Origin of the sequence: Vogesella sp. XCS3 (assembly GCF_020616155.1) — a bacterium.
Lineage (GTDB): Bacteria > Pseudomonadota > Gammaproteobacteria > Burkholderiales > Chromobacteriaceae > Vogesella.
Genome location: NZ_CP085530.1, coordinates 2,759,180 through 2,771,670, shown reverse-complemented (window position 1 = coordinate 2,771,670; position 12,491 = coordinate 2,759,180). Strand labels below are relative to the sequence as shown.

Below are 12,491 nucleotides of genomic sequence, written 5' to 3'. Positions count from 1 at the left end.
CATTGCGTCACGCAATAATATGGGCTGGCTATCTGGTGCGCACACCACACAAACGGCTTATCAGAACTCTATGGTGACCTTTTTGGCGCCCATGGACTTGGCTCGTGCGATCAGCTGCTCCAGCGTGGCATCGGCAAGCAGAATACCCGGCGCCAATACCGGCTCGCTGCGTACTGGCGCGGCAGCAAGGGCAGGCAAAGTCTGCGGCACAGGGCGCGGCGCGGGGGCTGCGGGCGAGCTGCTGTTCTGCAGTAATTCAGCCAGTACTTTGCTGAGGCGTTCGTAAGCATCGCGGCTGGGTTTGATGTTGCTGCCATCCTGTGCCTCGTAACGCTGGATGGCAGCAGTAGACAAGCCTACCTGGGCGGCCAGTGCGGTGCGGGACAGCTGTAGCTGCTTGCGGATGGCTTTTAGCGCAGGGGCAAATTCGGCACTTTCAAAGTCAGGCAACACAGGCATGGCAGGCTCCGGCAGGTAGCGAAAACAGCAATCATACAGGCGGAGCAGTATTAATACAACGAATACACACAAGGCGTATGCGTGTATGTATTAGATTTACAACAAACCATACAGTCACGACGGAAAGCCACCCTTTTAATCTATATATAACAATGACAAAGCAGGCATTGGCTCGCGCCGGATTACTGTATTAATACAAAAAAACAATCATACATACAAATTCACACACCCACCAAGTGGATTAATACTGCCCATGTATTAATTCACACTTAAATCACACAATCAAACACATGCAATCCGAGCGCGCAGACCTAGCCTGGCAGCGGTATCCCCACCACAATGCACGCGCCATGGCGTCACACTATGCGCCTGCGCACACTCCTGCCATTGCGCCACGCCGCCCATTTCGTGACGCACAATCCGGTATGTTCATACCCCAAAGCAGCCGACAAAAAAATACCGCCCCGGCGTGGGGCGGTATGGCTTGCGAACGCGGCGTGTGGATAGGGCGCCTACGCGGCGTCCCCCTTCAGCAGCGCCAGCAGGGCTTCGGCGTCCAGCTTGGCGCTGATGTCACCACCGGACAGCAGGCTGTCGGCCAGGTCACGTTTGGCGTGGTGTAGCTCCACGATCTGTTCTTCGATGGTGTGCTCGGCCACCAGGCGGTAGATGGTCACCGGGCGCTGTTGACCCATGCGGTAAGCGCGGTCGCTGGCCTGGTCTTCCACTGCCGGGTTCCACCACGGGTCCAGATGGATCACGTAGTCGGCCGCCGTCAGGTTCAGGCCGGTGCCGCCGGCTTTCAGGCTGATCAGGAAAATGTCGCCGTCACCTTTCTGGAACGCGTCGACCCGTGCCTTGCGCTCGCGCGCCGGGGTGGCACCGTCCAGGTACTGGTAGCGCACGCCGCGCTCGTCCAGCAGCTGGCGCACGATGGCCAGATGGTCAACGAACTGGCTGAACACCAGCGCCTTGTGGCCGTTTTCCAGCAGCTCGTCGGCGATATCGGCAAAGGCCGCCAACTTGCTGCCGGACAGCGTGGAATCCGGCAAGGCCAGCTTGGGGTGGCAACAGAAGCGGCGCAGGCGGGTGATCTCGGCCAGTACCTGCATCTGCTTGCCGTCCTCGCCCTGCAGCTCGTCCAGCTTTTCTACCGCTTGCTGGCGCATGGCTTCGTACAGGTGCAGCTCGTCTGCCGACAGCGGTACCTTGCGGGTGATTTCGGTACGCGGCGGCAACTCGTCCAGCACCTGGGTTTTGGTACGGCGCAGGATAAACGGCTGGATCAGCTGCTTCAGCGCGCGGCGGGCGTTCTTGTCGCCGCGCTCGATAGGGGTGGCAAAGCGCTGCGCAAAGCGTTCCTGGCTGCCCAGCAGGCCGGGGTTCACAAAGCGGAACAGGTTCCACAGCTCGCCCAGGTGGTTTTCTACCGGGGTGCCGCTGGCAGCCAGACGGAAGCCGGCCTGCAGGTTCATGGCGGCTTGCGAGCGCTTGGTGCCGGCGTTCTTGATGGCTTGCGCCTCGTCCAGCACCACGGTTTGCCACGGCACGGTGGCAAAGGCGTCGGCGTCTTGCTGCAGCAGGCCGTAGCTGACGATCACCAGATCCATGGCGTCCAGCCCCACCAGCGTGCGCTGCTGCTGGTAGGCGCGCACTTTCAGCGTGGGGGCAAAGCGCGCGGCTTCGGCGATCCAGTTCAGCGCTACCGAGGTCGGTGCCACCACCAGCTGCGGGCCATCCGGTGCGCGCTCCAGCAACAGGGCCAGAGTTTGCACGGTCTTGCCCAGGCCCATATCGTCGGCCAGACAGGCACCCACACCCCAGCGCGCCAGGCGCGACATCCAGGCGTAGCCTTCCTGCTGGTAGTCGCGCAGCGTGGCTTGCAGCGTGGACGGCACCTGCGGCTGGTAATCACGCAGGCTTTCCAGTGCGGCCAACTGTTGCTGCCAGGCGTCGTCGGCGTCGAATTCGCCCACCTCGCCGGCCAGCTCGGCCAGCAGCGGGGCGTTCAGGGCCGACAGGTAAACGCCGTCCTTGCCCACGTGGTCGGCCAACAGGGCCAGCTCGTCCAGGCGCTTTTTCATGACGTCGGTCAGCGCCAGCCAGTCTTCGTCGCCCAGCTGCAGGAAGCGCCCCGGCTGGTTTTGCACCAGCGCCAGCAGCTCCTTGAGTTGCAGCACGCGGCCGTCGTCCAGCTTGAGCTGGCCATTCAGCACAAACCAGTCGCCTTGCTGTTTCAGGCCCATGGCCAGCTGCGGCAGGCCACGGCGGCCCTTGATGCGCATGCGTTCGCCTTCCGGCCACACACAGGCCAGCAGGCTGGCGTCCAGCGCTTGCAGCTCGGACAGCACTTGCAGCGCGCTTTGCGGGTCCGGCAGCTGCCATTCCTGGCCGTCGCTTTCGGCCGCAGCCAGGCCAGGGCAGGCGTCCAGTACTTTTTGTAGCGCCGCTTTTTCGGCTTTCAGACGGCGCTGGGTCTGTACCGTGCGGCCATCCAGCTCGCCCACGATGGTTTCCAGGCCCTGGCCCGGGCGGCTCCAGCTGCCACCTGGCAGCGGGCGTACCAACAGCTGCATGCGCAGGCCCTGCGCCAGCGGTAGCAGGTGGGCGTACAGCGTGCCATCGGCCGGTACCGCGTCCACATTGGCGGCCAACTCGGGCAAGTCGGAGTGGATGGGCACCAGCGGGGCGATGCTGGTGACGGCCTCCACCAGCTGCGCCTTGGCCGCCACCGGCACGGTAAGCTCGCGCCCCAGAATGGCAGCGATCTGGCGCACCTCGCGGCTGACGCTGTACACCATCAGCCGGGTAGGGGTGTCTTTTTCCCACACCACTTCGCTATCGGCGGTGATCTTGGCTGGCGACAGGCGCAGGCGGATCTGCCCGTCGCGCTCTTGCAGCTGCAGCGCCACGCTGCCGGCCACCACGTCGATGTGCACATCCGGCGCATCACCCCAGAACATGGCCGGGTGGCCTACCAGGAAGGGCAGCGCCTTTTCGGCGTCCAGCTCCCAGGCACTGTTGCTGGAGTAATGATGCTGGTCGTGATGGCTGCGGATGTAGCGCAGCAGCTGGCGGTCCTGCTCTTGCAGGTAATCAAAGCTTTCCGGCTCGTCCAGCAGGCGGCGCAGCGCCACGGCACGGCCTTTGCTCCACTGGCTCTTGGCACCCAGCTTCTGTTCGCGCGGCTCCAGCAGGGCGCCGTGCGGGGCCAGCGTGAGCAGCCACGCCAGCCGGGTTTGTTTGCTATCCACGTTTGCCTTGCCTTCGGGGGATTTTCCGGCACCCAGCAGCTTCAGCGCATTGAGCGCGTGTTGCCAGGCTTCCTGGCGCTGGTAGGCGGCTACCAGCGGGATCAGGCCTCGCTCGGCGTGCCAGCGCGGGTGGGCGCGGCGTTCGGCAAACTGGCGCTCCAGCAGGGCGGCCAGCTCTTCGGCCACCCAGACATAGCCTTCTTCAAACATCTGGTCGCGGAAGCTGGCCAGCGCCGCCTGCCAGGCCGGGGTACGCGCCTGGTTCACGTCCAGCCAGAACGCGGCAAGCGCCAGCAGCAGGCCATCCATGCCCGACAGGGCGCTGGCATCCGGCAGCTGCAGCTTGGCCGATAGCGCGGTTCCCTCCTGCAGCAGCAGCAAGTGCTGCAACACATAATAGCTATGGCCGTAGCGCTGCTTGATGGCGCTGGCGATGGCCTGCTTGAGCTGCGGCTGGCGGGCTTTGTCCTGGCTGCCGATCAGCGCCAGGCAGTAAAAGGCGTTGAGCGGCGCGGGCAGGTCTACCGTGCGCTTTTTGGTTTGCGCGCGGATGTCGGCCAGCCAGTCGTCCAGCATGGACAGCGCCTCGGCAAAGCGGCCTTGCAGTACCGGCAGGTAGCACAGCCGCGCTACCGGCAGGCCGTCGCCTTCGGCACCGGGCTGGCGCACCAGCTCGAAATCGGCCCGCCAGATACCTTGCAACAACAGCTGGGCGGTGAGGTCGTCCCAGTCGCGGTAGCCATCGTCCAGCCGCGACAGCGCGTAGCGGTAGCCTTCGGCAAAGTGGTCCAGCCGCCAGTTGGCATCGGGCAGGTAATCTTGCAGCAGCAATACCTGGATGTCGTCGTCCAGGCGGTCGAACAGCTGGCGGCCGGCGGCGTTGGCGAACAGGCGCTTGAACGGCGGCTGCGGCGTGGCGCCACCGGCCTGCATCAGCTGCTGGTACTGCGCCAGCCACTGCTGGGTAGGCTCGGCCTTGCCCTGCAAAATGGCCAGCCACAAGCGCAGCTGGATGGCGGTGGCGCCGGGGACGTCCCACTGGTTACGCGGCAGCGGCAGGTGTTCGCACAGCAACTCGGCCCAGGCAGACAGCTCGCCCTGTTCGCCCATCAGCTGCAGCAATACGGCGTTGCGGGCAGGCGGGGCAATGCGGTAGGGCAGGCCGGCGGTGCGCACAATGGCACCACGGTGTTCCAGGTCGCCCAGAATCACACCCAGTTTGTCGCCGTTCACGGCCTTGCCGTGTTCGTCGCGGATCAGGTTCAGCTGCAGCAGCGCCAGCAGGGCGGCCTTGGACTCACCCGAGGGCAGCAGGGCCAGCGCGTGCAGCACGGCCATGGTGTGGGCGGGCAGGGTGTCCAGCGTAAAGTCGATGGAAAGCGCGGTCATGTAAGCCTGATAAACAATGGCTGACAAGCAGCTGCCCGCCCGTAAAGGCCGTATCCGGGCAGCGTTGTTTTATCAGCCATTATTCAAATTAAACAGGCACGGCGGCCAAGGTGCAGCCACGCCTGCGAGTTAGACAAACCCGTAATACTACGGCAAGCGCGGGCACCCCGCCACGGCCAATGCGCAGCGCAACAAAACAAACACCCCGCGCTGAGACAGGGCGGGGTGTCGGGGTGCTGCACCAGCAGCTCAGATGCGTGCCAGGGCGCGGCCGGCGGCGGCGATGGTGTCTTCGATCAGCGCGTCGGTATGCGCAATCGAGGTAAAGCCTGCTTCGTATGCGGACGGCGCCAGGTACACGCCTTCGTCCAGCATGGCGTGGAAGAAGGCCTTGAAGCGCGGGATATCGCACTGCGTGGCTTCGGCGTAGCTGGTGGGCACGCGGTCGCTAAAGTAAAAGCCGAACATGCCGCCCACGCTATCGGTGGTCATCGGCACGCCTGCGGCGCGGGCGGCGTCGGCCAGGCCTGCGGCCAACCTGGCGCTACGGCGACCCAGGGTGTCGTAGAAGCCCGGCTGCTGGATCAGGCGCAGCGTGGTCAGGCCGGCCGCCACCGACAGCGGGTTACCGGAAAGCGTACCGGCCTGGTACACATTACCCAGCGGCGCGATCTTGGCCATGATGTCGGCGCGGCCGCCAAAGGCCGCCAGCGGCATGCCGCCGCCAATCACCTTGCCCATGGTGGTGAGGTCGGGGGTAATGCCGTGCAGGCCTTGCGCGCACTGCAGGCCGACGCGGAAGCCGGTCATCACTTCGTCGTAGATCAGCACCGCGCCGTGTTGCTCGGTGAGGCTGCGCAGCGCCTGCACAAATTCGGCCGACGGCTTGATCAGGTTCATATTGCCGGCGATCGGCTCCAGGATCACGCAGGCAATCTTGTCGCCCAGCTCCTGGAAGGTGTCGGCCAGCTGCTGCACGTCGTTGTACTGCAGCACCAGCGTGTGCTTGGTGAAGTCGGCCGGCACGCCGCCGGACGACGGGTTGCCGAAGGTCAGCAGGCCGGAGCCGGCTTTTACCAGCAGGCTATCGGAGTGGCCGTGGTAGCAGCCTTCGAACTTCACGATCAGGTCACGGCCGGTAAAGCCACGCGCCAGGCGGATGGCGCTCATGGTGGCTTCGGTACCCGAGCTCACCAAACGCACCTGTTCTACCGACGGCAGCAGCTTGCAGATTTCTTCGGCGATCTCGATCTCGCCTTCGGTCGGGGCGCCGAAAGACAGGCCGCCCACCGCGGCATCCTGTACCGCCTTCACCACCTCGGGGTGGGCGTGGCCCAGGATGGCCGGGCCCCAGCTGCCTACGTAGTCCAGGTACTGCTTGTCGTCGGCGTCCCAGAAATAGGCACCCTCGGCGCGCTTCACAAAGCGCGGGGTACCGCCTACCTGACCAAAGGCACGCACCGGCGAGTTCACGCCACCGGGGATCACCTGCTTGCCACGTTCAAACAGCTCGAGATTGCGGGACATCGTATTCCTTTCTGGCGGCATCACACGCCGCACGGGCTAATGGGGCATCGGGCAGCGCACGCTACCCGGCAAAATCCTGTCGGTCAGGATACGGCAAGCTGCGCAGGCAAGCGTTGACCTGTATCCAGCCACCGTCATGTCTTGGCCATGGCGGCGGCGCACCCTGCAGCGGGCGTCTGTCATCAAGGGCAGGATTGTCCGGCAAATCGGCGCGCAAGGCCACCACCGGGCAGAAACGCAGCGTTCGGCGCTGCGGGCGGCCTACACCGCTGCAGGCAGCAAGGCCAGCAGTGGCGCCAGCTCGGCAGGCGAAGTTGGCCGCACCACACGGCCCAGCTCCACGCCACCGTGTAGCAGGATCAGCGTGGGCCACAGCTTCACGCGAAAAGTACGCCCCAGCCGCCGCCCGGCGCCGTCTTTTATCTTTACGTGCTGCCACTGCGGCGCCTGTTGCAGCAGCTGTTCGATAGCCGGCTGCGCTGCCTGGCAATGCGGGCACCAGCCAGCGCCAAACTCCAGCAAAACAGGGCCGGGCAGGGCGTCCAGCGCGGCGCGCTCGGGGGCGTCGGGGGAATAGGTGGCGAGATAGGGCATGGCAGGGCTCCGGCAAAGGGGACGGCCGACAAGGTAGCGCAGCCGGCGCCTGGCGGCTAGCGGCGCCCGGCCTTGCGCCGCCAGTCGCGGAACAACTTGAAGCACAGGCCGATACACACGCAGCTCATCGCCAGATGCAGTGCGGCACCAAGGGCAAAAGCCGCGGGTTGGTCCGCAGCGCTTACCTCGACACTGCGCCCGATCGCACGTACCGTCCAGGCGATGCGGCCACTGGCCACCTCAGCCATCAGGCTTGGCACAATCATGAGCGTCGCCAGCACGGCAACAAAAAACACGACGCCAGCCTCGGACGCATCGGGCGATGCCTTGCCTGCAGACACCGGCACCTTGGCCTGCTCGCTGCCAGTCAGCCGTACCACCAGCCACACGATCAGCAACGGTATGGCGGCAAATGCCAGTAATAACAGCAAAGCGAACAGACCTGGCATGGTGCGCCCCGTAATGCCAAATGAAAAAAGCATCATGCCATAGTGCCCGGGCGGGCTTACATGAAAAAGGCCGCCAACCCATGGGGTGGCGGCCAACTTGCCGTGCTGCTTACCAGCGGCTGAACGGGGTTTTCGACAGGTAGGCGTTGGTAAAGCGGCCATCGAAGGTGACCTCTTCGCCCAGCCAGGCCGGCTTGTCGAACGGCGTGTCTTCCGACGGCAGCTCGATCTCGGCCAGCACCAAGCCGGCGTTTTCGCCGAAGAATTCGTCCACTTCCCACACAAAGCCGCCCATTTCGATGTGGTAACGCAGCTTGTCCACCACCATCGGGCACATGGCGTCCATGATGGTTTGCGCCTCGGCTACCGGAATGGTGTATTCGAACTCGTGGCGGCTGATCTCGCTGATCTGGCCTTTCAGCGTCAGCCAGGCTTGGTCGCCCACCACGCGCACGCGTACGGTGCGCTCTTTTTCTACCGACAGGTAACCCTGCCGGTAGCGCACGCCTTCGGCCAGGCCACGCCAGGCCTCACCGTTCACGCGGTAACGGCGTTCAATTTCCACTGCCATGGGATTCCTCTTTCTTGATGGGGCGGGCCGGGGCTTTCAGGCGCCAGTCGGCCTCGCGGTAGGGGTAGACGTCTTGCGGCCAACGCGCGTCCAGCCGGTACACGTGCCAGGGTTGGCCGGGCTGCAGACGGCCGCCTTTGAGCGCATCGGTATAGTCGCTACGCGCCGCCAGCACGCTGCAATAGGCCTTGGTGCCGGGGTAGTGGCCGTCGCTGGCGCGCTGCAGGCCGGCGGGGACCTGGCCGGGCAGCAGCTTGCCGGGCAGGGCGGCGGTAGTGGCCGCCGGGGCATCGCCCCAGTCGGTGCCGGACAGCACGAACACGCCGTCGGTACAGTCGTCGCGCTGGCAGCCGGCCAGCAAGGCCACCAGCAGGGCGGGAAGCAGCAGTTTCATCAGAACGGTTTCACGATCACAAGAATGAGCACGGCCAGCAACACCAGCACCGGCAGCTCGTTGAAGAAGCGGAACCACACGTGGCTGCGCGCGTTCTGCCGCGCCACGAAATCGCGCTGCAGCTTGAAACAGTAGCCGTGGTAGGCAATCAGGCCGGCTACCAGCGTGAGCTTGGCGTGCAGCCAGCCGCCGCTTACACCGTAACCCAGCCACAGTACCAGGCCCAGCGCCATGGCCAGCACGCCCAAGGGCGTCATGAAACGCAGCAGCTTGTGCGACATCAGCAGCAAGCGGTCGTACTCGGCGCCGGGCGTGGCCATGGCCAGGTTGACGAACAGGCGCGGCAGGTAGAACAGGCCGGCAAACCACGAGATGACAAAAAACAGGTGAAACGCCTTGATATACAAATAGGCCATGGTCACAGTCCGTACGCGGCGCGTACTTTTTTGGGGAGTTTACTCAGCACCAGCCGGTGCGATGCGGCCAACCCTGCCGCCAGCTCGGCCAGCGGCAGCGCCTCGGTACTGGCGATGCTGATCCAATGCGCGCGCGCCAGATAGGGGGCCGGGCGCACGCCGGGCAGGCCGGACAGCGCCAGAAAATCGCCATCGGCCACCTTGTAGGCCAGCGCGTCGGCCACAAAGGTGGCAAACATCTTGCCTTCCACCTTCAGCACCGTTACGCCGTCCCACAGCAGCTCGCTGCCGGCGCCGGGTAGCGCCAGCGCGGCAGCGTGCAGTTGGTCCAGCTGGGCGGGGGTAAGTTTCACGTGAAACGCGGCCTTAGCGCTTGGCCGACTGGTACAGCGGCATCACCTTGGGAATCAAGCGTTGCAGCTCGCCAATACGCGCCTCACCCGACGGGTGGGTAGACAAAAAGCCCGGCCCGCTGCCGCCGCCGGCTTTCATCATCTTCTGCCACAGCGATACCGAGGCCTGCGGGTTGTAGCCCGCGCGCGCCATCAGCTCCAGGCCGATGGTGTCGGCTTCGGTTTCCATTACGCGGCTGTGCGGCTTGGACAGCGCCACGTCGGTGGCCAGTGCGGCCAACTGCATGGACGTCTGCGACAGCCCGGCCAGCTGGCCCACGATATTCAGGCCGGCCTGCTTGGCGTACTCCTCGCTCATGCCCTCGCGGCTATGCTCACGCAGCGCGTGGGCGATTTCGTGGCCGATCACCGTGGCCAGCTCGTCGTCGGTGGCTTTGAGCTTGTTGATCAGGCCGGTGTACACCATGATCTTGCCGCCGGCCATGCAGTAGGCGTTCAGCTCGTCCACGCTGGCCACGTTCACTTCCCACTGCCATTTCATGGCGTCCAGGCGGAAAGCGCCTACCTGGCGGATCAGGCGGTCGGAAATGGCGCGCACGCGGCGGGTGGTGGCCGGGTCGGCATTCAGCGCGCCGGCCTGCTTGGCCTTGGCCAGCTCCTGGCTGTAGGCCATGGCAGACTGCTGGTCTACCTCTTGCGACGACAGCAGCACGAACTGCTTGCGCTTGACGCCCACCTCGCCGCTGGAAGTGGTATTGACACAGCCTGCCAGCGCAGCGGCCAGAAGCAGGGCGGTAGCGGTGCGGGTAGCCAGCTTGTTCATCGTAGTTTGCCTTTCTGCTTGCAGATGGCTTAGAACGCCATCATTTCAAAGTCGTCCTTGCGGGCGTCACAATCGGGGCAGGTCCAGTTCATGGGCACGTCTTCCCACTTGGTACCCGGCGCGATACCGTCTTCGGGGCGGCCTGCCGCTTCGTCGTAGATAAAGCCGCAGATCAGACACATCCAGGTTTGCATAGCGTTAGCCTTTGAAAGAGTAATATGAAGTCATGGGGGCGCGTTACAATCGCCGCGCGGCACACCGCATTGCCCCTATTGTAAATCCAGCCGCGAGAAAAGAGGTCAAGCCTTGAGCACTGACAACCCGCTCCCCCCCATTGTGCTGACACTGGCCGGCTCCGACCCCACCGGTGGCGCCGGCATCCAGGCCGATATCCTTACCCTGGCCAGCATGGGCTGCCACCCTTTATCGGTGATTACCGCCATTACCGTGCAGGATACGCGCGGCGTGCAGGACTTTATGGTCATCGACGACGAATGGGTGCTGGACCAGGCGCGCGCGGTGCTGGAAGACATGCCGGTGGCCGCGTTCAAGGTGGGGATGATAGGCAGCATCGACAATGCCGTGGCCATTGCCGAGCTGGCCAGCGACTACCCCGACATCCCGCTGATCTACGACCCGGTACTGGCCAGCGGCCGTGGCGACGAGCTATCGCGCGAAGAGCTCATCCACGTGCTGCGCGACGTGCTGCTGCCGCAAGTTACCGTACTCACACCCAATAGCGTGGAAGCGCGCCGCCTGGCGGCCAACGATGACGAAGACGAAGAAAGCCTCAGCCTGGCCGACTGCGCCAAGCGCCTGACCCACCTGGGCTGCGACTACGTATTTATTACCGGCACCCACGAAGCCACCCGCGACGTGGAAAACCGCCTGTACGACCTGGCCGGCGAGATTCGTGCCGACACCTGGCCGCGGCTCAATGGCAGCTTCCACGGCTCCGGCTGCACGCTGGCCTCGGCCATTGCCGGCCTGGTGGCACGCGGCCTGGCGGTACCCGAAGCAGTAAAAGAAGCACAAGATTTCACCTGGCAGGCGCTGCGCTACGGCTTCCGCCCCGGTATGGGCCAGTACATCCCCGACCGCCTGTTCTGGGCCAACGACGACGCCAGCGAAGACGACGACAAGGACACCGACACGCCATGATCCGCGGCCTGTACGCCATTACCCCCGACACCGACAACAGCGAACAGCTGATCGAGCAAGTCAGTGCCGCCCTCGACGGTGGCGCGCGCATCCTGCAATACCGCAACAAGAGCCACGACGCCGTGCGCCGCCTGTGGCAGGCCAATATCCTGAAAAGCCTGGCGCAAAGCCGTGGCGCGCTGTTTATCGTGAACGACGACGTGGCGCTGGCCGAAGCCATCCGCGCCGACGGCGTGCATCTGGGGCGTGACGACGACGCCATTGCCGCCGCCCGCGCGCGGCTGGGCGATGGTGCCATCATCGGCGCCAGCTGCTACAACAGCCTGGACCTGGCGCGCAGCGCGGTAGCCGCCGGCGCCAGCTACGTGGCCTTCGGCGCGGTATTTGCCTCCGGCACCAAGCCCGGCGCCGTGCACGCACCGCTATCGCTGTTTGCCGACGCCGCCGGCCTGGGCGTACCGCGCGTGGCCATCGGCGGCATCACCCCGGACAACGCCGCCCAGGTGGTAGCCGCCGGTGCCGACGCCATCGCCGTGATCGGCAGCCTGTTCGACGGCGACGGCATCGCCGAACGCGCCGCTACCCTGGCCGCGCTGTACGCGTGAGCGCCACCCTGCGCCGCGCCGGCGCCGCCGATGCGGCCAACCTTGCCGCCCTGGGCGCGCTGGTCTGGCTGCATACCTACAGCACCGACGGCATCAACGCCAGCCTGGCCGGCTACGTGCAGGGCCGTTTCACCGTCCACGCCAAACAGGCGCTGCTGGCCAACCCGCAATACGAGGTGTGGCTGGCCGAACGGGACGGCCAGCTACTGGCCTACGCCACACTGCAGCACGGCCAGGCCTGCCCCGGCCAGCACGCGGCCAACTGCGAGCTGGCCACGCTGTACGTTCACCCGCTGTTTGCCGGCCAGGGGCTGGGCCGCCAGCTGCTGCAACACGCCCACCGCCGTGCCGGCGCGCTGTGGCTGAGCGTGTGGCAGCACAATACCCGCGCCATCGCCTTCTACCAGGCACAAGGCCTGCAACACGTCGGCGACACCGTATTCGAGCTGGACGGCAGCGCCCACCACAACCTGCTGCTGGCGCTGGGCTGAGCCAC

At 65.1% G+C, this 12,491-nt stretch carries 14 protein-coding genes; 3 read left to right on the top strand and 11 right to left on the bottom strand.

Going from position 1 to position 12,491, the window contains the following annotated elements; all coding sequences use genetic code 11:
- Positions 1-60: 60 nt before the first annotated feature.
- From LCH97_RS13240 to LCH97_RS13190, 11 genes are all read right to left on the bottom strand, one after another.
- The gene (locus LCH97_RS13240; protein WP_227302104.1) at positions 61-459 is read right to left on the bottom strand and encodes a helix-turn-helix transcriptional regulator; all 399 of its coding nucleotides are present in this window, start codon (positions 457-459) and stop codon (positions 61-63) included.
- A gap of 512 nt (positions 460-971) precedes the next feature.
- Positions 972-5,102 carry a DEAD/DEAH box helicase gene (locus LCH97_RS13235; protein ID WP_227302103.1) on the bottom strand — a complete coding sequence of 1,377 codons (4,131 nt, stop codon included), beginning with the start codon at positions 5,100-5,102 and terminating at the stop codon, positions 972-974.
- Between the two features lie 249 nt (positions 5,103-5,351).
- Positions 5,352-6,629: a glutamate-1-semialdehyde 2,1-aminomutase gene (gene hemL, locus LCH97_RS13230; protein ID WP_227302102.1), complete on the bottom strand. Its 1,278-nt coding sequence runs from the start codon at positions 6,627-6,629 to the stop codon at positions 5,352-5,354.
- Between the two features lie 261 nt (positions 6,630-6,890).
- Positions 6,891-7,223: a thioredoxin family protein gene (locus LCH97_RS13225; protein ID WP_227302101.1), complete on the bottom strand. Its 333-nt coding sequence runs from the start codon at positions 7,221-7,223 to the stop codon at positions 6,891-6,893.
- A 56-nt stretch (positions 7,224-7,279) separates the two neighbouring features.
- A complete protein-coding gene (locus tag LCH97_RS13220; RefSeq protein WP_227302100.1) occupies positions 7,280-7,672 on the bottom strand; it encodes a hypothetical protein in 393 nt (130 codons plus the stop codon).
- A gap of 109 nt (positions 7,673-7,781) precedes the next feature.
- Complete coding sequence (locus LCH97_RS13215; RefSeq protein ID WP_227302099.1) at positions 7,782-8,243, bottom strand: CYTH domain-containing protein; 462 nt, start codon at positions 8,241-8,243, stop codon at positions 7,782-7,784.
- Positions 8,227-8,637, bottom strand: coding sequence for a DVU_2496 family lipoprotein (locus LCH97_RS13210; protein WP_227302098.1), 411 nt, complete (start codon positions 8,635-8,637; stop codon positions 8,227-8,229). Before LCH97_RS13210 ends, LCH97_RS13215 begins: the two co-directional genes overlap by 17 nt.
- Positions 8,637-9,053 (bottom strand): CopD family protein, encoded by a 417-nt coding sequence (locus LCH97_RS13205; protein WP_227302097.1) that lies wholly within the window; start codon positions 9,051-9,053, stop codon positions 8,637-8,639. Before LCH97_RS13205 ends, LCH97_RS13210 begins: the two co-directional genes overlap by 1 nt.
- A gap of 2 nt (positions 9,054-9,055) precedes the next feature.
- A complete protein-coding gene (locus tag LCH97_RS13200) occupies positions 9,056-9,406 on the bottom strand; it encodes an MmcQ/YjbR family DNA-binding protein (protein ID WP_227302096.1) in 351 nt (116 codons plus the stop codon).
- 13 nt (positions 9,407-9,419) lie between these two features.
- Entirely contained in the window at positions 9,420-10,229 is an 810-nt protein-coding gene (locus LCH97_RS13195) for a M48 family metallopeptidase (RefSeq protein ID WP_227302095.1), read from the bottom strand.
- Positions 10,230-10,258: 29 nt separating this feature from the next.
- On the bottom strand, positions 10,259-10,423 hold the full coding sequence (locus LCH97_RS13190) for a rubredoxin (RefSeq protein WP_026107757.1): 165 nt from the start codon (positions 10,421-10,423) through the stop codon (positions 10,259-10,261).
- A 112-nt stretch (positions 10,424-10,535) separates the two neighbouring features.
- Here LCH97_RS13190 and LCH97_RS13185 point away from each other — a divergent pair, with 112 nt between their 5' ends.
- Genes LCH97_RS13185 through LCH97_RS13175 form a run of 3 tightly spaced genes read left to right on the top strand, consistent with a single transcriptional unit; the run spans position 10,536 to position 12,486 of the window.
- On the top strand, positions 10,536-11,390 hold the full coding sequence (locus LCH97_RS13185) for a hydroxymethylpyrimidine/phosphomethylpyrimidine kinase (RefSeq protein WP_227302094.1): 855 nt from the start codon (positions 10,536-10,538) through the stop codon (positions 11,388-11,390).
- Positions 11,387-11,995 carry a thiamine phosphate synthase gene (thiE, locus tag LCH97_RS13180; RefSeq protein WP_227302093.1) on the top strand — a complete coding sequence of 203 codons (609 nt, stop codon included), beginning with the start codon at positions 11,387-11,389 and terminating at the stop codon, positions 11,993-11,995. The genes LCH97_RS13185 and thiE overlap by 4 nt, the downstream gene beginning before the upstream one ends.
- Positions 11,992-12,486: a GNAT family N-acetyltransferase gene (locus LCH97_RS13175; protein WP_227302092.1), complete on the top strand. Its 495-nt coding sequence runs from the start codon at positions 11,992-11,994 to the stop codon at positions 12,484-12,486. The genes thiE and LCH97_RS13175 overlap by 4 nt, the downstream gene beginning before the upstream one ends.
- Positions 12,487-12,491: the final 5 nt, after the last annotated feature.

Bases quoted from the DNA above. Each gene is read 5' to 3' on its own strand.
- LCH97_RS13240 (WP_227302104.1), bottom strand. From the start codon at position 459: ATGCCTGTGTTGCCTGACTTTGAAAGTGCCGAATTTGCCCCTGCGCTA.
- LCH97_RS13235 (WP_227302103.1), bottom strand. From the start codon at position 5,102: ATGACCGCGCTTTCCATCGACTTTACGCTGGACACCCTGCCCGCCCAC.
- hemL (WP_227302102.1), bottom strand. From the start codon at position 6,629: ATGTCCCGCAATCTCGAGCTGTTTGAACGTGGCAAGCAGGTGATCCCC.
- LCH97_RS13225 (WP_227302101.1), bottom strand. From the start codon at position 7,223: ATGCCCTATCTCGCCACCTATTCCCCCGACGCCCCCGAGCGCGCCGCG.
- LCH97_RS13220 (WP_227302100.1), bottom strand. From the start codon at position 7,672: ATGCCAGGTCTGTTCGCTTTGCTGTTATTACTGGCATTTGCCGCCATA.
- LCH97_RS13215 (WP_227302099.1), bottom strand. From the start codon at position 8,243: ATGGCAGTGGAAATTGAACGCCGTTACCGCGTGAACGGTGAGGCCTGG.
- LCH97_RS13210 (WP_227302098.1), bottom strand. From the start codon at position 8,637: ATGAAACTGCTGCTTCCCGCCCTGCTGGTGGCCTTGCTGGCCGGCTGC.
- LCH97_RS13205 (WP_227302097.1), bottom strand. From the start codon at position 9,053: ATGGCCTATTTGTATATCAAGGCGTTTCACCTGTTTTTTGTCATCTCG.
- LCH97_RS13195 (WP_227302095.1), bottom strand. From the start codon at position 10,229: ATGAACAAGCTGGCTACCCGCACCGCTACCGCCCTGCTTCTGGCCGCT.
- LCH97_RS13190 (WP_026107757.1), bottom strand. From the start codon at position 10,423: ATGCAAACCTGGATGTGTCTGATCTGCGGCTTTATCTACGACGAAGCG.
- thiE (WP_227302093.1), top strand. From the start codon at position 11,387: ATGATCCGCGGCCTGTACGCCATTACCCCCGACACCGACAACAGCGAA.